Origin of the sequence: Chryseoglobus sp. 28M-23, assembly GCF_014789785.1 — a bacterium.
Lineage (GTDB): Bacteria > Actinomycetota > Actinomycetes > Actinomycetales > Microbacteriaceae > Microcella > Microcella indica.
In genome coordinates this window covers 1634418-1657726 of record NZ_CP061846.1, presented here as the reverse complement: position 1 = coordinate 1657726, position 23309 = coordinate 1634418, and the positions used below count along the sequence as shown (strand labels likewise).

Annotated in this window: 24 protein-coding genes; 14 read left to right on the top strand and 10 right to left on the bottom strand. The window is 70.9% G+C overall.

The window, feature by feature from the left end:
• Positions 1 to 13: 13 nt before the first annotated feature.
• Complete coding sequence (locus tag IE160_RS08145; protein ID WP_191150755.1) at positions 14 to 379, bottom strand: rhodanese-like domain-containing protein; 366 nt, start codon at positions 377 to 379, stop codon at positions 14 to 16.
• A gap of 111 nt (positions 380 to 490) precedes the next feature.
• Between IE160_RS08145 and IE160_RS08140 the strand changes: the two genes are divergently transcribed.
• Positions 491 to 1867, top strand: coding sequence for an MFS transporter (locus IE160_RS08140; RefSeq protein ID WP_191150754.1), 1377 nt, complete (start codon positions 491 to 493; stop codon positions 1865 to 1867).
• On the opposite strand, the gene IE160_RS08135 is transcribed toward IE160_RS08140, so the two are convergent.
• Positions 1850 to 2680: a UbiA family prenyltransferase gene (locus IE160_RS08135; RefSeq protein WP_191150753.1), complete on the bottom strand. Its 831-nt coding sequence runs from the start codon at positions 2678 to 2680 to the stop codon at positions 1850 to 1852. The genes IE160_RS08140 and IE160_RS08135 overlap by 18 nt on opposite strands.
• Before the next feature lie 41 nt (positions 2681 to 2721).
• Here IE160_RS08135 and IE160_RS08130 point away from each other — a divergent pair, with 41 nt between their 5' ends.
• Positions 2722 to 3954, top strand: coding sequence for a glycoside hydrolase family 3 N-terminal domain-containing protein (locus IE160_RS08130; protein WP_191150752.1), 1233 nt, complete (start codon positions 2722 to 2724; stop codon positions 3952 to 3954).
• Positions 3955 to 4017: 63 nt separating this feature from the next.
• Here IE160_RS08130 and IE160_RS08125 read toward each other — a convergent pair whose 3' ends face one another.
• A complete protein-coding gene (locus tag IE160_RS08125) occupies positions 4018 to 4245 on the bottom strand; it encodes a hypothetical protein (RefSeq protein ID WP_191150751.1) in 228 nt (75 codons plus the stop codon).
• A 251-nt stretch (positions 4246 to 4496) separates the two neighbouring features.
• On the opposite strand from IE160_RS08125, the gene IE160_RS08120 reads away from it, so the two are divergent.
• Together IE160_RS08120 and IE160_RS08115 are read left to right on the top strand one after the other, a co-directional pair.
• Positions 4497 to 5729 (top strand): phosphotransferase family protein, encoded by a 1233-nt coding sequence (locus IE160_RS08120; protein WP_191150750.1) that lies wholly within the window; start codon positions 4497 to 4499, stop codon positions 5727 to 5729.
• Positions 5730 to 5807: 78 nt separating this feature from the next.
• Positions 5808 to 6197, top strand: a complete 390-nt coding sequence (locus IE160_RS08115; RefSeq protein WP_179872141.1) for a hypothetical protein — start codon at positions 5808 to 5810, stop codon at positions 6195 to 6197.
• Positions 6198 to 6211: 14 nt separating this feature from the next.
• Here the strand turns inward: IE160_RS08115 and IE160_RS08110 are convergent, their stop codons facing one another.
• From IE160_RS08110 to IE160_RS08095, 4 genes are all read right to left on the bottom strand, one after another.
• Positions 6212 to 6883: a response regulator transcription factor gene (locus tag IE160_RS08110; RefSeq protein ID WP_179872140.1), complete on the bottom strand. Its 672-nt coding sequence runs from the start codon at positions 6881 to 6883 to the stop codon at positions 6212 to 6214.
• The gene (locus tag IE160_RS08105; protein ID WP_179872139.1) at positions 6880 to 8385 is read right to left on the bottom strand and encodes a sensor histidine kinase; all 1506 of its coding nucleotides are present in this window, start codon (positions 8383 to 8385) and stop codon (positions 6880 to 6882) included. Before IE160_RS08105 ends, IE160_RS08110 begins: the two co-directional genes overlap by 4 nt.
• Before the next feature lie 58 nt (positions 8386 to 8443).
• The gene (locus IE160_RS08100; RefSeq protein WP_191150749.1) at positions 8444 to 8899 is read right to left on the bottom strand and encodes a hypothetical protein; all 456 of its coding nucleotides are present in this window, start codon (positions 8897 to 8899) and stop codon (positions 8444 to 8446) included.
• Between the two features lie 79 nt (positions 8900 to 8978).
• The gene (locus tag IE160_RS08095) at positions 8979 to 10022 is read right to left on the bottom strand and encodes an App1 family protein phosphatidate phosphatase (RefSeq protein WP_179872137.1); all 1044 of its coding nucleotides are present in this window, start codon (positions 10020 to 10022) and stop codon (positions 8979 to 8981) included.
• A 113-nt stretch (positions 10023 to 10135) separates the two neighbouring features.
• Here IE160_RS08095 and IE160_RS08090 point away from each other — a divergent pair, with 113 nt between their 5' ends.
• The 5 genes from IE160_RS08090 (at position 10136) to IE160_RS08070 (ending at position 14110) form a co-directional block, all read left to right on the top strand.
• The gene (locus tag IE160_RS08090; protein ID WP_191150748.1) at positions 10136 to 10777 is read left to right on the top strand and encodes a TetR/AcrR family transcriptional regulator; all 642 of its coding nucleotides are present in this window, start codon (positions 10136 to 10138) and stop codon (positions 10775 to 10777) included.
• Between the two features lie 170 nt (positions 10778 to 10947).
• Positions 10948 to 11772, top strand: coding sequence for an ABC transporter ATP-binding protein (locus IE160_RS08085; protein WP_179872135.1), 825 nt, complete (start codon positions 10948 to 10950; stop codon positions 11770 to 11772).
• Positions 11769 to 12440: an ABC transporter permease gene (locus IE160_RS08080; protein WP_179872134.1), complete on the top strand. Its 672-nt coding sequence runs from the start codon at positions 11769 to 11771 to the stop codon at positions 12438 to 12440. The genes IE160_RS08085 and IE160_RS08080 overlap by 4 nt, the downstream gene beginning before the upstream one ends.
• Entirely contained in the window at positions 12386 to 13174 is a 789-nt protein-coding gene (locus tag IE160_RS08075) for an ABC transporter permease (protein WP_349815713.1), read from the top strand. Before IE160_RS08080 ends, IE160_RS08075 begins: the two co-directional genes overlap by 55 nt.
• A gap of 15 nt (positions 13175 to 13189) precedes the next feature.
• Complete coding sequence (locus IE160_RS08070) at positions 13190 to 14110, top strand: ABC transporter substrate-binding protein (RefSeq protein ID WP_179872132.1); 921 nt, start codon at positions 13190 to 13192, stop codon at positions 14108 to 14110.
• Between the two features lie 227 nt (positions 14111 to 14337).
• Here the strand turns inward: IE160_RS08070 and IE160_RS08065 are convergent, their stop codons facing one another.
• The gene (locus tag IE160_RS08065) at positions 14338 to 15009 is read right to left on the bottom strand and encodes a DedA family protein (RefSeq protein WP_179872131.1); all 672 of its coding nucleotides are present in this window, start codon (positions 15007 to 15009) and stop codon (positions 14338 to 14340) included.
• A 139-nt stretch (positions 15010 to 15148) separates the two neighbouring features.
• Here IE160_RS08065 and IE160_RS08060 point away from each other — a divergent pair, with 139 nt between their 5' ends.
• From IE160_RS08060 to cydC, 4 genes are read left to right on the top strand one after another with little or no spacing between them, the layout of a single operon-like run.
• Positions 15149 to 16564, top strand: a complete 1416-nt coding sequence (locus tag IE160_RS08060) for a cytochrome ubiquinol oxidase subunit I (RefSeq protein ID WP_191150747.1) — start codon at positions 15149 to 15151, stop codon at positions 16562 to 16564.
• A gap of 33 nt (positions 16565 to 16597) precedes the next feature.
• Positions 16598 to 17614, top strand: a complete 1017-nt coding sequence (cydB, locus tag IE160_RS08055; RefSeq protein ID WP_191150746.1) for a cytochrome d ubiquinol oxidase subunit II — start codon at positions 16598 to 16600, stop codon at positions 17612 to 17614.
• Complete coding sequence (cydD, locus tag IE160_RS08050; protein ID WP_191150745.1) at positions 17551 to 19269, top strand: thiol reductant ABC exporter subunit CydD; 1719 nt, start codon at positions 17551 to 17553, stop codon at positions 19267 to 19269. Before cydB ends, cydD begins: the two co-directional genes overlap by 64 nt.
• Positions 19266 to 20954 (top strand): thiol reductant ABC exporter subunit CydC, encoded by a 1689-nt coding sequence (gene cydC / locus IE160_RS08045; RefSeq protein ID WP_191150744.1) that lies wholly within the window; start codon positions 19266 to 19268, stop codon positions 20952 to 20954. The genes cydD and cydC overlap by 4 nt, the downstream gene beginning before the upstream one ends.
• Positions 20955 to 20990: 36 nt before the next feature.
• Here cydC and IE160_RS08040 read toward each other — a convergent pair whose 3' ends face one another.
• A complete protein-coding gene (locus IE160_RS08040) occupies positions 20991 to 21458 on the bottom strand; it encodes a nucleoside deaminase (RefSeq protein WP_179872126.1) in 468 nt (155 codons plus the stop codon).
• Positions 21459 to 21658: 200 nt separating this feature from the next.
• Between IE160_RS08040 and IE160_RS08035 the strand changes: the two genes are divergently transcribed.
• A complete protein-coding gene (locus IE160_RS08035) occupies positions 21659 to 23089 on the top strand; it encodes an aspartate ammonia-lyase (protein WP_179873938.1) in 1431 nt (476 codons plus the stop codon).
• Positions 23090 to 23104: 15 nt separating this feature from the next.
• Here IE160_RS08035 and IE160_RS08030 read toward each other — a convergent pair whose 3' ends face one another.
• Positions 23105 to 23269, bottom strand: coding sequence for a hypothetical protein (locus IE160_RS08030; RefSeq protein WP_179872125.1), 165 nt, complete (start codon positions 23267 to 23269; stop codon positions 23105 to 23107).
• Positions 23270 to 23309 lie beyond the last annotated feature (40 nt).

The following is a 23309-nucleotide window of genomic DNA, read 5'->3' as shown; positions in this document are numbered from 1 at the left end:
CGCGGCGCCCCGCTCAGTCGGTGATGATCGGGATGCCCGTGGCGGCAGCCGCGCTCTCGACGCTGCCGCCGTTGGTGAGGTCGCTGAAGCCGAGCGCCTCCATGCGCGCGATGGCCTGACCCGAGCGGTTGCCGGTGCGGCAGTAGACGACGTACGCGGCGTCGGGGTCGAGCTCGGCGACGCGCGCGTCGAAGTCGGCGGTCTGCACGTCGATGTTGAGGGCGCCCTCGAGGTGGCCGGAGGCGAACTCGCCGGGGGTGCGCACGTCGAGCAGCACGGTGCCCTCCTCGAGGTCGAGCGGCTCGGCGCTCGGAGCGCAGGCCGCGAGGCCGAGAGCGAGAGTGAGGCTGAGGGCGAGGGTGCTGAGGGTGCGGCGCATGGCACGGGCTCCGTTTCGGTGGGGGGTCGCCATCAGCGTACACGACATACCCCCAGGGGTATAGCGGGTCGGCACTTCTACTTGCACTTCGCCTGTGATTGACTCATCCGTGTGAACCCCCTCAACCGCCGCGCGCTCGCCGTCGCGATTCTCGCCGCCTTCGTCGCGTTCCTCGACGGGACCGTCATCAACGTGGCCCTGCCCGCCATCACCGACGAGCTCGGCGGAGGCCTGCCCGTGCAGCAGTGGGTCGTCGACGCGTACCTCATCACCCTCGGGGCGCTCATCCTGCTCGCCGGCTCGCTCAGCGACCTCCTCGGCCGCGTCGCGATCCTGCGCATCGGGCTCATCGGCTTCGGCGTCACCTCGCTCGCCTGCGGCCTCGCGCCGACCGCCGAGCTACTCATCGTTGCGCGTGCCGCGCAAGGCGTCGCCGGAGCGCTTCTCGTGCCCAGCTCGCTCGCGCTCATCATGAGCACGCACCGCGGCGCGACGCAGGCGAAGGCGATCGGCATCTGGACGGCGTGGACCTCCGCCGCCTTCCTCGCCGGCCCCCTCATCGGCGGGGTGCTTACCGACCTCGCGAGCTGGCGATGGGTCTTCGTCATCAACGTCATCCCCATTGCGGCGACGCTCATCCTCATGCTGCCCATGCGCAACGAGCCCGCCGAGACGCGCGTGCCCATCGACTACCTCGGCGCACTGCTCGGCGCGGTCGGGCTCGGCGGGCTCGTCTTCGGCCTCATCGAGCAGGCCAACTACGGCTGGGCCGACCCCATCGTGCTCGTCCCGCTCATCGTCGGCGTGCTGTGCCTCGCGGGCTTTCTCGTCCGCGAGCGCCGTGCCGCGCATCCCATGCTGCCCCTCGGGCTCTTCCGCTCCCGCAACTTCGCCGTCGGCAACCTCGCGACCGTCACCATCTACGCCGCCCTCGCCGTCGGGTCGCTCGTCATCGTGATCTACCTGCAGCAGGGCATCGGCCTCTCAGCCACCCTCGCGGGGCTCGTGCTGCTGCCCGTCACCATCTTCAACATCGCCCTCTCCTCCTGGTTCGGCACGCTCGCCGGGCGGTACGGCTCCCGATGGTTCATGGCCGGCGGGCCCGCACTCGCCTCCGTCGGCTTTCTGCTGATGCTCGCGATCGACGAGCCCTTCGACTTCGTCACGCAGGCACTGCCCGGCGTGCTGCTCTTCGGCTTCGGGCTCACCATGACGATCGCGCCGCTCACCTCGGCGATCCTCGGCGCGATCGACCCGCGGCAGTCGGGCATCGCCTCCGCGACCAACAACGCCGTCTCGCGCGTCGCCGGGCTCATCGCGATCGCCGTGCTCGGGCTCGTCATCGGCACCGAGGTGGACGGCGCGTGGTTCGACCGCGCACTGATCCTGTGCGCGGCACTGCTCGCCGCCGGTGCCATCACCTCGGCGATCGGCATCCGCAACGACCCCGCGCCGGCCGAGGAGACGGCCTCAGCCGAGAATCGCTGACCCGGCGCCCGCGAGCGTCACGACCGCGGTGAGCGCCGAGGCCATGATGACGCGGAACAGCGCGCGCGAGCCGGGCAGGCGGGCCACGACGACGAGCCCCGCCACGAGAAGCGCCGCCGAAGCGGCCAGGCCCGCGATGCCGAGAGGGGTGAGGGTCGGCGGCCCGAGCGCGCCGAGCGCCGCCGCCGCCGCGAGAGCCAGCAGGGCCACGACGCCCGACCCGCGGGCGCCGAGCGCGTGCGGCAGCGAGCGGATGCCGTGCCGGGCGTCATCCGCGAGATCGGGCAGCACGTTCGCCACGTGGGCGGCGAGGCCGAGCATCCCGCCGATGCCGACCGCCCACCACGCCGCCGGTTGCGGCGTCTCGCGCGCGAGCGTCACGATGAGCGGCAGGCTCGCGAAGCCCACCACGTAGCAGGCGGTCGCCCAGAAGGTGCGCTTGAGCCCCGCGTTGTAGGCCCAGCCGGAGGCGAGGAAGACCAGGTGCGCGGCGGCCGCCGCCAGGCCCAGCAGGAGGGAGAGGGCGATCGCGAGGGTCGCGCTCGCCACGGCGCACACCAGCAGGGTGCGGGGTGAGACGTCCCCGCGCACCGTCGGCTTGTCGGCGCGGGCGGCATCACGGTCGCGATCCGCATCGAGGGCGTCGTTCGACCAGCCGATCGACAGCTGGTTGGCCAGGATGACAGCACCGAGCAGCGCCACCCGTTCGATCGGCAGGCCCGAGACGACGCCGAGCGCCACCGAGACCACCGTGACGACGACGCTCGGCCCGAGGTGCGCGGCACCCAGCAGGGCACGGGCGCGAGTCAGCATGCGGCCATCGTATGTCGACCCCCCCGGGCTACCATCGTCAGATGCGACGACGCTCGAGCCGACCGCGCGCGCTCCTCGCCGCAGCGGCCGCCCTCGCCGTGCTCGCCGTCGCAGGCTGCGTCTCCTACGAGGCGGCACCGCGCGCGCCCGAGGCTCGCGCTGCCGGGGCGCCGCCGCTGCTCGACCCCACCGTTCTCTATGTCGACCAACGGCTCGCCGACATGACCCTGCGACAGAAGCTCGCCGCCCAGGTCATGATCCACGTGCCGGGCACGGATGCCTCACGCATCCGCTCGGTCGTGGAGCGGCACGGCTTCGGTGGCGTCATCCTCATGGGCGACAACGTCGGCGGCTCGGCAACGACCGTCTCGAGACTCACTGCCGCGCTGCACGCCGAGCCGGGCCTGCCGATCCTCACCGCCATCGACCAGGAGGGCGGCATCGTGCGGCGGCTCCTCGCCGACGACGCGCCGGCCGGGCGCGCCCTGTGGACGGCGCCACCGTCCGCGACGGAGGCCGCCTTTCGTGAGAGGGCGGGTCTCGTCGACCAGGCGGGGGTGCTCATCAACTTCGGCGTGGTCGCGGACGTCTCGCCAGACGGCTCGAGCTTCATCGGCCCGCGCACCCTCGGCGAATCGCCCACCGCGAGCGCCGAGCGGGTCGCGGCCGCCGTACGCGGTGAGAGCGGCGCCGCGCTCTCCACGCTCAAGCACTTTCCCGGGCACGGGGCGAGCCCTGACGATTCGCACGTGAGCGTGCCCCGCTCGAGCATCAGCCTCGAGGAGTGGCGGCGCACGCACGCCGTGCCCTTCATCGCGGGCATCGAGGCGGGCGCCCCGCTCGTCATGACGGGCCACCTGCAGTTCGACAGCATCAGCGCCGTGCCCGCGACGCTCTCGAGCGAGTGGATCACGATTCTGCGCGACGAGCTCGGGTTCGACGGCATCGTCGTCACCGACGACATGCTCATGCTGCAGCGCTCGGGCCTCGCCGAGTACGCCGACCCCGAACGCAACGCCGTGCGCGCGCTCGCCGCCGGCAACGACCTGCTGCTCTACGTGCTGCCCGGCGATCCCCGATCGGTCGGCATCGACCCCGAATCCCTCCTGGATGCTCTGGTCGCCTCGGTCGAGGATGGCACCGTCTCGCAGGCCTCGGTCGACGACTCCGTGCGGCGCCTCATCAGCACCCGGCGTGCGGCGTCCGGCGAGTCGGGACCGTACCGGGACTGCGGGCCGAAGTGCTGGGGCCAGTCGCCCCGCGGGCAGGAGTAGGCGCGGACAGCCGCGACGCGGCTGCTCCTGTGCGGCTGATCCTGCGTGCCGGCGCGCAGCGCTCTAGAGGGTGGGCAGCTCCAGCGCGTCGACGCGCTCGAGCGAGTTCTCGCCCACACCGCGCGGGGCGATGTCGCTCGCGAAGGCGGGCGCCGTCGTTGAGAACGTGACGAGAATGGCGCCGCCGACGATCGCGAGCGTCGACAGGCCGGTGAGGATCGCGGTGACGGGCGTGAGGCGGCGGTGCCGCTCGAGGGAGACGACGATGGCGGTGACGAGGAGTGCGGGCATGCTGACGGTCCTTCCTTTCGGGTGAAGGAACCCTCTCGGGTGGTGCGGGGGTGTGGTGCGCTCGCGGTGTCCGCCAAAGGGGGGACACGACGGGTACACCCTACGCCGGTGCCGGTCTGCTCTCCAGCAATCGTGGCCCCCCCACATCGGGGGAGGGAGTGAGTCGGTGTCGCTACTGGACCCGATGCCGCCGCGTCAACCCGGTGCGGCGGATTGACGTGCTGACCGAGACATCCGACAGAATGTGAACGATGTCGACGACCGCGCGCCCCCTTCCGCACCACGATGTGCTCACCGCCGTGGCGTCGTCCCTCGGCTCGACGCTCGGCGAGGTGACAGCGCTGCAGGTGGAGCCGACCGGGCAGGGCTTCACCCATGGCTACCGCGTCTCACTCACGGATGCCGCGGGGAAGAGCGCCGACCACACCGTGTTCGTCGAGACCTCGCCTCCCGATGCGACGCGACCCGGCGTGCTCACGCTGACGCAGCCGGGATCGGGCGACCGCGTCGATGTCTGGGTGTACCCCGCCGACCCCGCCCTGCCGGCACTGCGCACGGCGGTCTACGCCGAGGCGGCCGGGGTCGTGCTGGGCCGACTCGGCCTGCCCGTCGACGACCTCAAGGTCTCCCTCGCCGCCTACCGGCCGGGCAAGCGCGCGGTCGTGCGCGTCGACACCTCGGGCACCGCGTACTTCCTGAAGGTCGTGCGCCCCTCGACGGCCGAGCCTCTGCAGCGCAAGCACACCCAGTGGCGCCAGCACGGGGTTCCCGTTCCCTCCGTGCTCGGGTGGAGCGAGGAGGGGCTCGTGGCCCTCGAAGCCCTCGCGGGAGCCGAGCTCATCAGCGTCCTCGACCGGGCGACCGATCCGCGCGCGCTGCTCGATGAGCTCGCGCGCCTTGTCGTGCAGATCGCGTCGGTGCCCTCCGAGGCGCCCGCGCGCTCCTCGCTCGTGCGCCGCCTCGACTGGTACGAGGAGCGGCTGCTCGACCAGCTGCCCGACCACGACTCGCGCATCGAGCGCACGTCGCGGGCGATCGCCGCCCGGTATCGCGCGGGAGGCGAACCGCCCCCCTCGCGCACAGTGCACGGCGATCTGCACCTCGCGCAGTTGCTCGTAGACCCGAGCGAACCGAGCCGCATCACGGGCGTGCTCGATATCGACACCTCCGGGTGGGGCGACCCGGCCGATGATGCCGCAGCGCTCTACGCCCACCTCATCGCGACCGTCATCCACGACGGGGGCAGCGCGGCCACGGTGCGCGCACGCCGCAGCTCGGTGCTCGCGGACGGGTGGCGACGGCGCTGGTTCGGCTCCCGCGAGCCTGGTTTCGCCGACCGTGCGCACGCGATCGCCGGCACGCAGCTTCTCGGTCACGCTCTCGCACGCTCGGCGGCGGGGTCGGAGGATGCTCAGCTGCTGCTCGAGCGGGCGGAGCGCATCGTCACCGCCGATGAGCGGCCGCTCACGACCTCCACCTGGTAGCGGTGCGTGCCGCAAGGCGGGCGCTTCCGTGAGAGAACTCTCACCCACAGGCCCGGCTGCGCCGTCGATACTGGAAGCATGACCTCGTCGCCGACCGGAACTCCCCGAGCGCACGGCGCCGCACGCGGATGGCTCGCTGTCGGAGCCGCCTCGGCGCTCGGGCTGGGTCTCGTCGCCGCGAGTGCCGCGTCGATCGCGGGGGCCATGCCGCTCGTGGACTCGACGACCGAGTCGTCGGTTCCCCCCATCTCGAGCATCGCTCTCGAGGAGGTCAAGGGAGTCAGTGGTGCTGGAGCGAGCGTCGGTGCGACGCCGACGGCCTCCCCGACGGCAACCCCCACCCCGAGTGCCAGCTCGGCACCGGAGGTCGTGCAGGCCCCGGCCCCCGCGCCGCAGCCGGTCGCCCCCGCATCGGCCGCGAGCCCGGCCTCCGTCGACAGCCCTGACTCGGTCGACTCCGCCGACTGAGCGCGGCGGCTCCGTCAGCCGGCAGGCGCGAGGCGGTAGCCCATGCCCCGCACGGTCTCGATGCGATCGGCACCGATCTTGGCGCGCAGGTAGCGCACGTAGACGTCGACGACGTTCGAACCAGGGTCGAAGTCGAACCCCCAGACGCGGCTGAGCAGCTGCTCGCGCGACAGCACCTGATCGGGGTGGCGCAGAAACTGCTCGGCGAGCCCGAACTCGCGCGCCGAGAGATCGAGTGTGGTGCCGTCGACCGTGATGCGCCGTGCCCGCAGGTCGAGAGTGAGCGCGCCGTGCCGCAGCACGGTCTCCGCAGCGCCCTGCTGGCCGGCTTCGCGCAAGCGCACGCGGATGCGCGCGAGCAGCTCGTCGAACTTGAAGGGCTTCGGCAAGTAGTCGTTGGCGCCGCCGTCGAGGCCCGTCACGGTGTCGTCGACACTCGTGCGTGCCGTGAGCATGATCACCGGAGTGGTCGCGCCGCCCGCCCGGAAGCGGCGCAGCACCTCGAAGCCGTCGAGCCCCGGCAGACCGACATCGAGCAGCACGAGATCGAACGACCCCGTCGCGAGGTAGTCGAGCGCGCTGCGCCCGTCGGTCACGACCGTCGTCGTGTAGCCCGCGGCGGTGAGACCCTTCTCCACGAAGGTCGAGATGCGGGCCTCGTCCTCGACGACCAGAATGCTGCTCACGCTTCGCTCCTCGGGATGTCGGTGCCGTCGAAGCCGGCCGCGGGCGGGGGAGGGGCATCCTGCTCTGCCTCCGTGGGCACGACGATGCCGAAGCGGGCGCCGGCCTCCGAGCTGTCGAGCGTCACGTAACCGCCGTGAGCGCGTGCGATCGCGGCGACGATCGGCAGGCCGAGCCCCGAGCCGGCGATGCCGCGCCCGGTATCGGCGCGGCCGAAGCGCTCGAAGATGCGCTCCTCCGCTCCCTCCGGAATCCCGGGGCCCTCGTCGGCGACCCAGAACTCGACCGCTGTGGCATAGGCCGTGCTGCCGAGGCGGATCGTCGAACCCGCCGGTGAGTACTTGGCCGCGTTGTCGGCGAGCTGCAACCAGGCCTGGGTGAGCCGCGAGGGGGAGAGGAGGGCGATCGCCTCCGCTGTCTCCGCGAGCTGCCAGTCATGACCGCTCATCGCTGTGGCCTTGCTGAAGACGAGAGCCGTGAAGTCGGCCACATCGGTCGGCTCGGTCAGCAGCTGCGCCTTCTCGGCGCGGGCGAGCGCGTCGATGTCCTCGACGAGCTCGCTCATGCGGTCGAGCTCGTCGATCGCGATCTGGCGCGCGGAGTCGACATCGGCGGGGCTGCTCGCGTCCATGAGCTCGAGGTGCCCGCGCACGATCGTCAGCGGAGTCTTGAGCTCGTGCCGCACGTCGTCGAGCAGCTGGCGCTGCGCGGTGAGCGAGTCGTCGAGCCGCTCGAGCATCGCGTTGACGGTCTCCGTGAGTGCGGAGACGTCGTCGTTGCCGTGGACGGGAATACGCTCGCTCAGGTCTTCCGCCGTGATGCGCGAGGCCGTCTCGGTGAGATGCCGCAGCGGGGCGAGAAGCCGGCCGGCGACGAACCAGCCGGCGACGCCGATGGCCGCGAGGGAGAGCACGGCCAGGCCCGCGTAGGTCAGGAAGGCGCCGCCGACCTCGTCGACGGCAGCCTGAGCATCCACCGCGGTCACGTACACGCCCACCTGCTCGTCGTCGGTCACCGAGACGGGCGCGGCGATGTAGCGCAGCGTGCCGACCTGCGTCACCGCGGTGCCGAGCGTCACGACCCCGCCGCTCGCCTCCTGCCACGCCCGGTCGATGAAGGCCGGGTCGTCCTCCAGGTGGAAGGCGATGCGCGTGCCCGGTATGAGGCGAGCCTCGCCATCGATGAGCGCGACGCTGCTCTCGTTGCGCCCCGGCACGAGCCTCGACATGATCGCCGCGAGCGCATCCTCGACCGTCGCGAACGCGGCAGGGGCGGTCTCGGGAGTCGCCGTCGCCGCTCCCTCGTTCGCCGTCGACTCGCCCGTGACGATCGATCGGGCCGCCTCGACCGAGGAGATGAGCTCGGTGTCGATGCTCGCCAGCACGCGGTCGCGCTGCACGAGGTAGGCGCTCAGGCCGGCCACCGTCATGCCGAGCGCCGTGACGACGAGGATGACGGCGAGAATGCGCGAGCGCACCGAGACGCGGAGCAGGGGCGAGCGCATCCCCTCATTATCGGCGGTGCGCAGGCGAGCAGACCTCGCATGAGAGGACTCTCATGCGTCAGCGCCGGGCGCCGGCCGCGCGCACGAGGGCCTCGCGCTCGGCCCCGAGGCGGCGCAGATCGTGCGCCGCGCTCACCCGGAGCACCGTCGTGCCGTCGGCGCGCGAGGTCGTGGCACTCACGAGAAGCACGCGTGCGCGCAGGCTCTCCCGCAGAGCGGCGCTCGCCGCCGATGCGAGCACGAGCGGCACGCGCGCGGTGCCGTCGTCGAGAATCGCTGCGGCGTCGTCGACGGTCGCCTCGCGCCGCCCCGCGACGACGACCTCCCGCCCGGAGGGAGCCTCGGCAGCAGCGGCGAGCGCGATCGCCTCGACCTCGTCCAGCAGCGCACGATAGGGGTCGAGCTCGTCTGCCGCATCCGGGTCGGGCAGAACCGGCGCAGGCGGAATGTCGGCCTCGCTCGCGAACAGCACAGGATGCTCGGGGCTCGCCCTGCGCGTCAGGCGCTGCACCATGGCCGCCCTCCTCGCCTCGTCACCCTGCCGCCGTCGAACGTGTGTTCGATAGTAGCGCGTGCCTCACGGTGGGAGGTGCTCAGCGGTAGCGGCGCAGAATCCCGACCTCGGCGAGCTTCTTCGCGAGCCCGGCGCCGTCGGGCGCCCACACCCACGGCGCCGCGCCGTCGGGCGCATCGATGTGTCGGCGCCCGCCGGCGAGCACGGCCTCGGGCGTGGAGAGCTGCCGGATAGCGACGGCGGCGACGTTCTCGGGATGCGATTCGGCGAAGGCTCGGTAGAGCTCCTCGTCGTGCTGCCCGTCATCGCCGATGAGGACCCAGCTCACGGCGGGGAACTCCCGCGCGAGCCGCTCGAGGCTCTCGCGCTTGTGGTCCCGTCCGCTGCGGAAGAGCCGGTCGTGGGTCGGCCCCCAGTCCGTCAGCAGCAGGGTGCCGCGCGGGTAGAGGTGCCGGCCCATGAACCGGTCGAGCGTGGGGGCGACGTTCCACGCTCCCGTGGAGAGGTACACGACGGGGCAGCCCGCGTGCTCCTGCGTGATGCGCTCGAGCAGCACGGCCATGCCCGGCACGGGTCGACGCGCGTGCTCGTCGAGCACGAACGTGTTCCACGCCGCGAGGAAGGGCCGGGGGAGTGCCGTGACCATGACGGTGTCGTCGATGTCGGAGAGCACCCCGAGCCGAGCATCCGGATTCACGACGTAGATGTTCGCGGATACCGGTTCGGATCCCTCGGTCTCGAGCGTGATGCTGCGCAGCCCCGGGGCGAGGCTCACGGGGATCTCCGCGTCGACGACGCCGCCGCGATCGGCGTGCACCGTGATCTCCTGGCCGTCGGCGCGCACGGTCACGGCCGCGTCCGCGACCGGGATGCTCACGAAGCTGCGCCAGCCGCGGATTGACTTCTTCGCCGCCTTCGAGGAGGTCTGCGGCTTCGTGAGGAGCACGCGGCACAGCACGCGGATCCATCCGTCGTTGCCGTAGCCGCTGTACGGGATGACCGTGGGCACGAGCCCGCGCTTGCGGGCGCGCCGCTCGCGGAAGCGGTGGAATCGGTCTTCGAGGCCCGAGGCCCAGGTCGCCCACCGGGAGGGCGCGGAGGGGTCCGGCGTCTCATCCGTCACCGGTCCAGTCTGTCAGAGCCCGTGAGGCCAAACGCGACGCACCCTGGGAGTTATGTGCGTTCTGCTCAGGTGGAGCGCTACTGTGGGCATCGGTCGAGCGAAAGGACCCCATCGTGTCGAACTCAGATACCTACACTCTGCACCCCGGCGCTTCGGCGCTGATCCGCAACGAGCCCGTGCAGGCTCGCAGCACCGCGCGACTCGCCACCCTGCTCGACTCCGCGGCCGCGGTGATCGGCGAGATCGGCTACGAGAAGCTCACGACGGCCATGGTCGCCGAGCGCGCGGGTGCCTCCATCGGCACCGTCTACCGCTACTTCCCCGACCGCATCGCCGTGCTGCAGTCGCTCGCCTCGCGCAACCTCGAGCGGCTCATGGTGCGCGTCTCGGAGGAGCTCTCCCGTGCCGAGCACGCCTCTGCTCAGGATGCCCTGCTCGCCGTCGTCGACATCATGGTCGAGCTGTTCCGCACCGAGCCGGGGTTCCGCTCGCTGCGCGCGGGTGACGTGCTCGATCTGATCCCGCCGACCACGGAGGAGCCTGCCTCGGTCGTCGTGACCACCGCGGTGGGCGACGCCCTCGTCGAGCGGTTCGGCGTGGCGGACACCCTCGAGGTGCGCCTCGCTGTCGGTTCGGCCGTCGAGGTCGCCGATGCTCTCGTCGCTCGCGCCTTCGCGCGGTCGTCGACGGGCGACGAGGCTCTGCTCGCGGAGGCGCGGCGCTCAGTCGCAGCGGTCGTCGCCGGTCGGCTCTGAGTCCAGGGGGCGCTCGCCGCGCCGCAGGGGAACTGCGCGTTGGCTGAACGTTGGCTGGGCGGTACTGCGTAACAGCCGAGAATGGGCGGCCCGGGTTGTGTCGTCGTCGGAGCAACCTGCTTGACTGAACGGGCGCTGAATGGCGTGCGCGCTGCCGTGAGGAGACCCGCATGATCGAGTTCCGCTCCATCTCGAAGACGTTCCCCGACGGCACGACCGCGGTGGAGGACTTCAGCCTCGTGCTCCCCTCCCACCAGACGACCGTGTTCGTCGGCTCGAGCGGCTGCGGCAAGACGACTCTCTTGCGCATGATCAACCGCATGGTCGACGCCTCGAGCGGCGAGCTCGAGATCGACGGCGAGAACATCTCCACGATCGAACCGGTCAAGCTGCGCCGCCGCATCGGCTACGTCATGCAGAACTCGGGGCTGCTGCCGCACCGTCGCGTGATCGACAACATCGCGACCGTGCCGCGCCTCAATGGCGTGCCCAAGAAGGAGGCGCACGCGCGCGCCCTCGAGCTCATGGACACCGTGGGGCTCGACCGCAGCATGGCCGAGCGCTACCCCGCGCAGCTCTCGGGCGGCCAGCAGCAGCGCGTCGGCGTCGCGCGCGGCCTCGCCGTCGACCCCAACATCCTCCTCATGGACGAGCCCTTCGGCGCGGTGGACCCGATCGTGCGCGCCGACCTGCAGCAGGAGCTGCTGCGCCTGCAGCGCGAGCTCGACAAGACTGTCGTCTTCGTCACCCACGACATCGACGAGGCGTTCCTGCTCGGCGACCAGGTCGTCATCCTCGAGAAGGGCGCCCGCATCGCGCAGAAGGGCTCGCCCGAGGAGATTCTCGCCAACCCCGCGAGCGACTTCGTCGCGAGCTTCATCGGCGCCGACCGCGGCAAGCGCTCGTTGAGCATCCGCGAGGTGGACGGTTCGAGCATCCTCGTCGATGGCGACGGCAACGTCGCTGGCGCGCTCACGGAGGAGGGCCCGGCGTGACCTGGGTGTGGGAGAACCTCGACCTCATCGGCCGCCTCTCGCTCGAGCACCTGCGCTTGAGCGCCATCCCGATCCTGCTCGGTTTCGTGCTCGCCCTGCCGCTGGGCTGGGTCGCCTACCGCTATCGCCTGACGCGCGGCATCGTGCTCACCGTCGTGGGGCTTCTGTACACGATCCCCTCGCTCGCGCTCTTCGTCGCACTGCCGCCGCTGCTCGGCATCCGCTACACGAGCGAGCTCAACGTCATCATCGCGCTCACCATCTACGCGGTCGCCATCATGGCGCGATCGATCGCGGATGCCCTGGGCAGCGTCGATCGCGACATCAAGCAGGCCGCGACCGCCGTCGGCTACTCGCCCTGGCGGCGGTTCTGGGCGGTCGAGTTCCCCCTCGCCGGCCCCGTCGTGCTCGCGGGAGTGCGCGTCGTCGCCGTGAGCACGGTGAGCCTGCTCACGATCGGCGTCGTCATCGGCATCGACACGCTCGGCTACCTCTTCACGAACGGCTACCAGAGGGGCATCCTCGCCTCGGTGCTCGCGGGCGTCGTCGTGACCGTGCTCATCGCGCTCCTCATCGACCGCATCCTCGTCGCCCTCGGGCGGGTGCTCATGCCGTGGACGCGCTCGACCGTTCGGGCGCCCTCGGGGCAGCAGGGAGCGGCCTCGTGAACCTCTTCCTCGACGCCTTCGCCTGGATCCTCGACCCCGCCAACTGGGAGGGCCGCGGCTCGATACCGCAGCGCATCGGCGAGCAGCTCTACTTCACGTTCGCGGCGATGGCCGTCGCCTCGGCGATCGCCGTGCCCCTCGGCTGGCTCATCGGCCACACCGGGCGCGGGCGCGACATCGCCGTCGCCATCACCGGCGCCGCGCGCGCACTGCCGTCGTTCGGCCTGCTGTTCCTGTTCGTCATGATCGCGGGCGTGCTCAACCGAGAGCCCTCGACGATCTTCGTTCTCGTGCTCCTCGCGATTCCGCCAATTCTCGCGGGGGCGTACTCCGGTCTCGAGGTCATCGACCGTCGCGTGATCGATGCCGCGCGGGCGATGGGCATGACGGAGTGGCAGATCCTGTGGAAGGTCGAGGTGCCGCTCGGCCTCCCGCTCCTCATCGGCGGGTTGCGCAGTGCGACTCTTCAGGTCGTCGCGACCGTCGTGCTCGTCGCCTTCGTGGGGCTCGGCGGTCTCGGGTACGAGATCGTGCAGGGCATCGCTCTGCGCAGCTACGACCAGATGCTCGGCAGCGCGATCCTCATCATCGTGCTCGCCCTCCTGCTCGATGCGATCTTCGCGATCCTCGAGCGCTTCGCGGTGCCGCGCGGTGTGCGCGCCGGCCGCATCCCAGACGTTCGCACGGCGTCATCCGGACGCCGCGCGACGGCGGAGGCTTCCGCCACCACCTAGGAAAGAGAGTGTGTGATGTTCACAGCAAGGAACAAGGGCCGGTTCGCGCTCGGCGCGACCGTGGTCGGGGTGTCATTGGCCCTGGCAGGGTGTGCAACGGGCGACCCGCTGGAGGAGCCGGACACGGGCTCTGACGGTGACATGTCGAGCGAGACGATCACCGTCGGTTCGCAGGCGTACTACTCGAACGAGATCATCGCCGAGATCTACGCGCAGGCACTGGAGGAGGCCGGCTTCGATGTCGACCGCAACTTCCAGATCGGTCAGCGCGACGCGTACATTCCCGCGATCGAGGCCGGCGAGGTCGACCTCTTCCCCGAGTACACGGGCAACCTGCTGCAGTTCTACAGCCCCGACACGACGGCGACGCAGTCGGATGACGTCTACGCCGAGCTGCAGGATGCCCTTCCCGAGGGCCTGCAGGTGCTCGACCAGTCCTCGGCGAGCGACCAGGACTCCTACAACGTGACCGCCGACTTCGCCGAGGCCAACGGTCTCAGCTCCATCGGCGACCTCGCGGGCGTCGACGGGCTCGTGCTCGGCGGCTTCCCCGAGCTCGAGGAGCGCCCCTACGGCCCGACCGGCCTGCAGGAGGTCTACGGCGTGACCGTCGAGTTCGAGGCGACGGGTGACACGACCGTGCCCGCGCTGCTCGACGGCCTCGTGAACGTGGCCAACGTCTTCAGCGCCGACCCGCGCATCGGCGAGAACGATCTCGTGACGCTCGACGACCCCGAGGGCCTCTTCCTGGCCTCGAACGTCGTGCCGCTCGCCTCGGCCGACCTCCCTGCGGAGGCCGTCGAGGTCATCAACGAGATCAGCGCCGCGCTCACTGCGGAGGGCCTCGTGGCTCTCAACGTGCAGAGCACCGTCGACGAGGACTCCTCGGCCGTCATCGCGACGCAGTGGCTCACCGAGAACGGGTTCCTCGGCTAGACGAGACCCAGCATCCCGCATCGACAGGGGCGGGCGCCTACGGGCGTCCGCCCCTTTCGCGTGTGCGCCGCGGCGTCCGCGCCTGTCGTGTGCGCCGTTGCGCCCGCGGGCCTACCGGCCCCGCCCGCCCACCCCACTCACGCCGTTTGTGACAAGTGGGACGAAACGTTCGGCGTGACGTGTCACGAACGGCGTGACTCGCGTCGCGGCCAGCCCTCGCGCGGCGATCAGTCCTCGCGGGTGGTCGCGTCGCCGTCGCCCGCCCGGTCGGCGAAGCGCGCGACGTAGCGGTCGAGCAGCCGCTTGACCGCGTAGACGAGCAGCCAGAAGCCGAGGATCGCGGCGACGAAGAAGTAGGCGGCCGAGCTCAGCTGGCCCGAGAGGGAGCGGTAACCCTCCGCGGCGGCCGACCCCACCGACACGTAGGCGAACGACCAGATGACGCAGGCGGGTGCGAGCCACAGCATGAAGGTGCGGTAGCGCAGCGCGCTCATGCCGACGACGAGGGGCGTGAGCGAGTGCAGCACGGGCAGGAACCGCGAGATGAAGACGGCGATGCCGCCGCGATGGTCGAGGAAGTTCTCGGCACGGCGCCAGTTCTTCTCGCCGATGCGTGCGCCGAGCCGTGAGGCGCGCAGCCGGGGGCCGAAGAAGCGGCCGATCGCGAACCCGACCGAGGCGCCCCCGAGCGCTCCGACGATCGCGATCGTGACGAGCGAGAAGTAGCCGAGCGGGGAGTCGACGGCGGTGCTCGCGACGAGCACGACCGTGTCACCCGGCACGACGAGGCCGACGAGCACGCTCGTCTCCAGGAAGATGAACAGGCCAGCGAGGAGCGTGCGCAGAACGGGGTCGACGGCCTGGACGTAGCCGAGCAGGTCGTCGAGCAATTCGTTCACGATCGCGAGCCTATCGAGGCGCCCCGGTGGTGCGCTGAGCACGGGCCGCGCAGTCGGGACCTTCGGCCCTTACCTGCCCGCGAGGGTGGCTCGTACTGTCGAATCGTCCCCCTCACTCGCTCTTGGAAGGTCGCCCCTCGTGCTCGAATGGCTCGACCCGCTGCTGCTGGCGCGCTGGCAGTTCGGTCTCACGACCCTGTACCACTTCCTCTTCGTTCCGCTCACGATCGGCATGGTCGTGCTCGTCGCCATCATGCAGACGGCGTGGGTGCGGACGGGCAATCTCAAGTACCTGCACCTGACCCGCCTGTTCGGCAAGATCTTCCTCATCAACTTCGCGATGGGGGTCGTGACGGGCATCGTGCAGGAGTTCCAGTTCGGCATGAACTGGAGCGACTACTCGCGCTTCGTCGGCGACGTCTTCGGGGCACCGCTCGCGATGGAGGGGCTGCTCGCCTTCTTCCTCGAGGCCACGATGATCGGTCTGTGGATCTTCGGCTGGGACAAGCTGCCCGCCAGGCTCCACCTGGCGACGATCTGGATGCTCGCCATCTCCACGACTCTGTCGGCGTACTTCATCCTGGCGGCCAACGCCTTCATGCAGAACCCGGTCGGGTTCGCGATCAACGAAGAGCGCGGTCGCGCTGAGCTCACCGACATCGTCGCGGTGCTCACCAACCCCGTCGCGCTCGCGCAGTTCCCGCACACGATCTTCGCCGCGACGATGTTCGCCGCGGTCGTCATGGTCGCCGTCGCGGCCTTCCACCTCTCGCGAGGTCAGTACATCGACGAGATGCGCACGGCACTGAGGTTCGGCCTCATCACCAACATCGTGTGCTTCGCCGGCGTCGCTCTCACGGGCGATCAGCTGAGCCTCATCATGGTCGAGACGCAGCCCATGAAGATGGCCGCGGCCGAGGCGCTCTACACGACGACGGCGGGGGCATCCTTCTCGATCTTCACGTGGGGGACGCCGGACGGCTCGAGCGAGCTCTTCTCGATCCGCATCCCGTACGTGCTCTCGTTCCTCTCGACGCACGACTTCATGGGAACGGTCGAGGGCATCAACGACCTGCAAGCGCAGTACCAGTCGGAGTTCGGCCCCGGCGACTACACGCCCATCATCTGGGTCACCTACTGGAGCTTCCGCTGGATGATCGGCCTCGGGGCCCTCGCAGCGCTCATCTCGGTCGTCGGCCTCTGGCTGACCCGTGGCGGCCGCACCCCGGCGGGCTGGGCCTGGAAGGTCGCCATCTGGTCGGCGCCTCTGCCGCTCGTGGCGAGCCTCGTCGGGTGGATCTTCACCGAGATGGGCCGGCAGCCGTGGATCGTGTTCGGTCTCATGAAGACCGAGGACGGCGTCTCGCCGGGTGTGACGGGCTTCGAGGTGCTGCTCTCCCTCGTGGCGTTCACCCTCATCTACGGAGCGCTCGCGGTGGTCGAGTTCAAGCTCATCGTCAAGGCCGCCGTCGAGGGCCCGAAGGACTGGTCGACGTACGACGCCGAAGAGGATGGCGGCACGGTCGACCCCCGCTCCCTCGCGACCGTCTACTAGCCCGTCGTCTCGTATACCTAGTCAGGACACATCATGGATCTCGCACTCCTCTGGTTCGGCATCGTCGGATTCCTGTTCATCGGGTACTTCGTACTCGACGGCTTCGACTTCGGCGTCGGCATGTCGATGCCCTTCCTCGCGAAGGACGACACCGACAAGCGCCTGCTCATCAACACGATCGGCCCCGTCTGGGATCTCAACGAGACGTGGCTCATCGTGGCAGGCGCCTCGCTCTTCGCCGCCTTCCCGTACTGGTACGCGACGCTCTTCGACGGCTTCTACCTCGCACTGCTGCTCATCCTGCTCGCGCTCATCGCTCGCGGGGTGTCGTTCGAGTACCGCCGTCTGGGCAAGTCGCCCCGGTGGAAGGCCTGGTTCGACGGGATGATCGTGGTCGGCTCCGCGGTTCCCGCGCTGCTGTGGGGCGTCGCGTTCGCCAACATCGTGCAGGGCGTGGCGATCGACGAGTCGGGCACCTACACGGGGTCGCTGTTCGATCTGCTCAACGTCTATGCGATCCTCGGCGGCCTCACGACGCTGCTGCTGTTCTTCACGCACGGCGTGCAGTTCGTGGCACTCAAGACGGAGGGCGAGATGCGCGAGCGGGCTCGCGCCCTCGCGAAGCGCTCGGGGCTGGTCACGATCGTCGTGGCCGCGGCCTTCCTCGTGTGGACCGCCGCGCAGCACCTGGACGTCGCGCACCTGCCCCTCATCCTCGCCCTCGCCGGTGGGGCCGCCGTCGCCCTCATCGGGTCCTGGCTCGCCAACGCGGGTGGACGTGAGCGCTGGGCCTTCGGTCTCATGGCGACGACGATCGCCCTCGCCGTGGGCACGATCCTCGCGGCGATGTACCCGAACGTCATGCCGTCGACGACTGACCCCGCCTTCAGCCTCACGATCGAGAACGCGTCGAGCTCGACGTATACCCTGCAGATCATGACCTGGCTGGCGCTGTTCTCGATGCCGCTCGTGCTCGCGTACCAGGGTTGGACGTACTGGGTGTTCCGCAAGCGGCTCACCCGCGACCTGATTCCGGCGGACGCGCACTGAAGCCGCTCGACCCGCGACTGCTGCGCACGGCGACGGCGGCCCGATCGCTCCTCGTGATCGGGTCGGCCGTCGCGGTCGTGCACACGGCGAGCATCATCGCGTTCAGCTGGTTCCTCGCCCACAGCATCGCCGGCCTCATCGCGGGGGAGTCCCTCGAGCAGCTCGCCGTGCCCGTCCTCGCGACGGCGGTCAGCATCCTCGCCCGCGCGGGCACGCAGGCTCTCCTCGACGGGCTCGCCGTGCGTGGGGCAGCGGTCGTCAAGAGCCAGCTGCGCCGTCGCGTTCTGGCGGGGCTCGACCGCGGAGGCTCGGTGCTGCTCGGCACGACCTCGAGTGCGCGCATCGCGACCCTCATCGGCCAGGGCCTCGACGCGCTCGACGGCTACGTCGGTCGCTACCTGCCGCAGCTCATCCTCACCGCCGTCGCCACGCCCCTCGTCGTGCTCGCCCTGCTCACCGCCGATCTCGCCACGGGCATCGCGGTCATCCTGACGCTGCCGCTCATCCCGCTCTTCATGATCCTCATCGGTCTCGCCACGCAGGCGATGCAGCGGCGGCAGTGGGAGGCGCTCGGCACGCTTTCGCAGGGCTTCCTCGAGGTGGTGCGCGGGCTCTCGACGCTCATGATCTTCGGGCGCCAGCACCGCCAGACGCCGCGCATCGAGGCCGTCACCGAGCAGTACCGCCAGCGCACGATGCGCGTGCTGAGGCTCTCGTTCCTCTCCGGCTTCGCTCTGGAGCTCGCCGCGAGCCTCTCGGTCGCCGTCGTCGCCGTGTCCATCGGCGTGCGCCTCATCGACGGAGACATCGCCTTCGCTCTCGGTCTCTTCGTGCTCGTCCTCGTGCCCGAGGCGTACCTGCCGTTGCGCCAGGTGGGCGCGCAGTACCACGCGGCCGCGGAGGGCATCGCCGCCGCGGATGATGTGCTCGCGCTTCTCGAGCAGGCCGACGAGGCGCCTGCGGAGGGCGTCCAGGCGCCCCTCGCGGCTCCGCTCGCGCGCGCCGAGGATGCACCAGCGCTCGAGCTGCGCGACCTCACCGTGCGCCGCGGCGATCGTGTCGTCGTCGACCGGCTCTCGGCGAGCTGGCGGGCCGGGCAGGTCGTCGCGATCACGGGGCCCAGCGGCAGCGGCAAGACGTCGCTCCTCCTCGCGATCCTGGGACTGCACGAGGCCGAGGGCGCGGTGGTCGTGACCGGCGAGCGACTCGAGCCCGCGCAGCGTGCAGCCCGCATCGCGTGGGCGCCGCAGTCGGCCGACCTCACCGAGGGCACGCTCGACGAGGTCGTCTGCCTCGGCTCGGCGATCGCCGACCCTGCCGCGGTCGACGCAGCGCTGCAGTGGGCGCGGGTGCAGGACCTGCCGCGCGACACCGTGCTGGGCCCCGCGGGAGACGGACTCTCGGGAGGGCAGGCGCAGCGACTTGGTCTGGCGCGCGCCGTCTACCGCGCGCGCGAACGCGACTGCCGGATCGTCATCCTCGATGAGCCGACGTCGGCGCTCGACAGCGCGACGGAGGGCGCCGTGCTCGAGAGTGTGCGCGAGCTCGCCGACGAGGGCCGACTCGTGCTCGTCGTCTCGCATCGGCACTCGGTCGTTACGGCGGCCGATGTGCACCTCGACCTGCAGCCCGTGGCGGCGGAGGCGAGGGCATGAGCGTGACAGCTCGCGAGGGTGCGCGCGCGACCCGCGACCGCCGCCGGCCCGTGCTGCGCGCCGCGATGCCCGCGCGGGCGAGCCTGCTCGCCGCCCTCGCTCTCGGCGTGCTCGCCGCGGGCTCCGCCGTGGCGCTGCTCGCGACCTCCTCGTGGCTCATCGCGCGCGCCGCCGAGCAGCCGCCCATCCTCTTCCTCGGCTTCGCGATCGTGGGCGTACGCGCCTTCGCGCTCGGCCGCGCGGTGTTCCGCTACCTCGAGCGCACCGTGGCGCACGACGGCGCCTTCCGGTCGCTCGCGTCGTTGCGGGTGGCGATCTTCCAGCGGCTGCTGCCGCTCGCGCCCGACGGGGTGCGCGGAGTGCGGCGCGGTGACCTGCTCACGACGCTCGTGCGCGACGTCGACACCCTGCAGGATCTGCCGCTGCGCGTCGCGCAGCCGCTCGTGAGCGGCGGCATCGTGGCCGGGCTCGCCGTCGTGGGCGTCGCGTGGCTCTCGCCGGCGGCGGCGGCCGTGCTCGCGCTCGGCCTCGTGGTGACGATCGCTGCCGCGCTCGGCATACTGCACCTGCTGAGCCGTGCCGCTGACGCCCGCATCGCACCGTTGCGCGCGCGCCTCGCGGACGCCGTGCTCGAGTACGTCACGCGCTGGGAGGTGCTGAACGCCTTCGGTGCTGCCGAGGAGCGACGGGCGAGCATCCTGTTCCTCGATGGCGCGCTGCGGCGCGCACAGACGCGTCAGTCGGCCGCCGCGGGGAGCGTCGCCGCGCTCTTCACGCTCGGCGCGGGGGCCACGGCGCTCGCCACCCTCGTCTCGGTGGAGCCCGTGCTGAGCGGCGGAGCCCTCAGCGGGCCGCAGTTCGCGCTGCTCGTGCTCGTGCCGCTCGCCGTGCTCGAGGTGGCGGCGGCACTTCCCCTCGCCATGACCGCGTGGTGGCGCGTGCGAGCGAGCGCCGACCGCATCGTCGCCGCCGTGCCCGAGATCGTGCCGAGCGAGATTCCGCGCGCGCCCGCCGAGCCCGCCGCGCCGCCGCTGACGGCCACGCCGCTCACCCTGCGCGCCGTGACGGCGCGCTGGCCGGGGCAGTCCGCCCCTGCGATGGCACCACTCGACCTCGAGCTCGGGCCCGGCGACCGCGTCGTCGTCGAAGGGCCGAGCGGAGCCGGCAAGTCGACGCTCGCGCACGTGCTCGTGCGGTTCCTCGACCACGAGGGCGAGTACCTCCTGGGCGGCGTCGACGTGCGCAGACTCGACCCGGACGAGGTGCGCCGCCACGTCGTGCTGTGCGAGCAGGCGCCGCACCTGTTCGACACGAGCATCCGCCAGAACCTGCTCTTCGCCCGCGACACGGCGAGCGATGACGAACTGCTCGACGTGCTCGACCGGGTCGGCCTCGGCGACTGGTGCCGCGAGCGCGGCGGGCTCGACGCCGCGGTCGGCGAGCGCGGCAGGCTCGTCTCCGGCGGTGAGGCCCAGCGCATCGCTCTCGCTCGCGCGCTGCTCTCGTCGGCTCCGGTGCTCGTCGTCGACGAGCCGACCGCGAACGTCGACCCCGCGCTGGCTGAGTCGCTGCTGCTCGAGCTCGTGAGCGCGATCGGCGACGACCGCGCGGTCGTCATCATCTCGCACACCCCCGTGCCCGATCGGCTCGTGACCAGGCGCGTGCGCGTCACCGCCACGCGCTAGTCATCCGCTCCGCGCGCTGCGCTCGGTACGGCGCGCTCAGTACTCGGTGCGCTCCGCGAACCGCGCCCAGGCCTCGAACGGCGCGAGCCGCTCGGGGGAGGCCTCGTGCCGCAGCACGGTCGGCCACTCGCCGCCGGGCTGCTCGAAGAGAGCGTAGAACGCGGAGTCGTCGAAGCCCGCGGCGGCGGCATCGTGCCGGTCGGCGGCGAAGACGACCGTGTCGAGTCGGGCCCACAGGGCGGCGGCGCCGCACATGGGGCACGGTTCGCACGAGCTGTAGAGCGTGCATCCGCTCAGATCGAAGGTGCCCAGGCGTGCCGAGGCCGCCCGGATCGCGACCACCTCGGCGTGCGCGGTCGGGTCGTTGTCGAGCGTCACGCGGTTGACGCCGTCGACCATGCTACCGTCGGGCAGCACGATGACGGCCCCGAAGGGGCCCCCACCGGCGGCGACGTTGCGCGCGGCGAGGTCGAGGGCGCGGGCGAGGGGATCAGTTGTCGGCACGTCGCAGACTGTAGCAAGCCCGCGGGGTGTCGCCAGGGTCTAGAGTGAGGCTCGCCACCGCACTGTTCCCCAATCTGCAAGGAAGAGGCAGTCATTCCATGGTGCGCACAACCGGCCCCGGCCCCAGCTTCATGACGAGCGACAACGGAGAGCCCGTCTACCGACCCGGGCTGGACGAGGACGAGGATGCTCCGCGCGAGATGCGCGTCGAGCACGACTCTCTCGGCGAGATGCCGATTCCCGCTGACGCGTACTGGGGCATCCACACTGCCCGGGCTCTCACGAACTTCCCCATCACGCGCCGAGCGCTCTCCAACCACCCCAACCTCGTCATCGCCCTCGCGATGGTCAAGCAGGCGGCGGCGCGCGCGAACAAGGAGCTCGGTGTTCTGAGGCCCGAGCGCGCCGACCTCATCGACCAGGTGTGCCAGGAGATCATCGAGGGCGACCTCCACGACCAGTTCGTGCTCGGCGTGCTGCAGGGCGGGGCGGGCACGAGCACCAACATGTGCGCGAACGAGATCATCGCCAACCGGTGCCTCGAGCTCATGGGGCTGCCGAAGGGCGACTACGACAGCTTCCACCCGATCGACCACGTCAACCGCAGCCAGTCGACGAACGACGTCTACCCGACGGCGATCAAGCTCGCCATGGTGTTCAGCCTGCGCAGCCTGCTCGACGAGCACCGGCTGCTCATCGAGTCCTTCACGGCCAAGGGGCAGGAGTTCGCCTCGATCCTCAAGGTCGGCCGCACGCAGCTCCAGGACGCCGTGCCCATGACCCTGGGGCAGGAGTTCCGGGGCTTCGCGACGACCCTCGGCGAAGATCAGGAGCGGCTCGGCGAGATCATCCCCTGGCTCAACGAGATCAACATGGGTGCCACGGCCATCGGCACGGGCATCACGGCCGACCCGCGCTACGCCGAGTCGGTTCGGCGTCACCTGAGCGAGATCAGCGGCTACACGATGGTCACGGCGCCGGACCTCATCGAGGCCACGAGCGACACGGGCGTCTTCATGACCGTGTCGGGCACGCTCAAGCGCGCCGCGGTGAAGCTCTCGAAGATCTGCAACGACCTGCGCCTGCTCTCGAGCGGGCCCCAGGCGGGCTTCGGTGAGATCTCGCTGCCGCACCGCCAGGCGGGCTCGTCGATCATGCCGGGCAAGGTCAACCCGGTCATCCCCGAGGTCGTCAACCAGGTCGCGTTCTCGATCATCGGCGCCGACGCGACCGTGACCGCGGCGGCGGAGGGCGGGCAGCTGCAGCTCAACGCCTTCGAGCCGGTCATCGCCTCGAGCATCCTGCAGTCGCTCGCCTGGATGACGAACGCGTGCCGCACGCTGCGTCTCAACTGCGTGGACGGCATCACGGCGAACAAGGAGAGGCTCTCGAGCATGGTCGAGTCGAGCGTCGGGGTCGTCACCGCTCTCACGCCGTACATCGGCTACCAGCGCTCGGCGGCACTCGCGTACGAGGCGCTCAGCTCCGACGTGCCGGTGCGGCAGCTCGTCATCGAGCGCGGGCTCATGACCGAGGCCGAGATCGCGAAGGTCCTGTCGCCCGAACGGCTCAGCGGCGTCGTGCCGGCGACGGGCGCGATCGCGCTGCCCATGGTGCCTCCCGAAGACTGAGGCGCGGCGGTCCGCTCAGGCCGGCCGGTCGTCCTCGTCGACCGGCCGCTCGTCTGGCTCGACCTCCGGGCGCTCGACGCGCTCGTCCGGATCGATCGTCGGCGGCGGCAGAGTCTCCTCGCTCGCGTCGAGATCGACCTCGCGCTCGTCGTCGCTGTTCGGCTCGTACTCGCGGTCCATGCTGTCCTCCCGCTCGGGTGGGGTGCTCCTCGAGACGCCG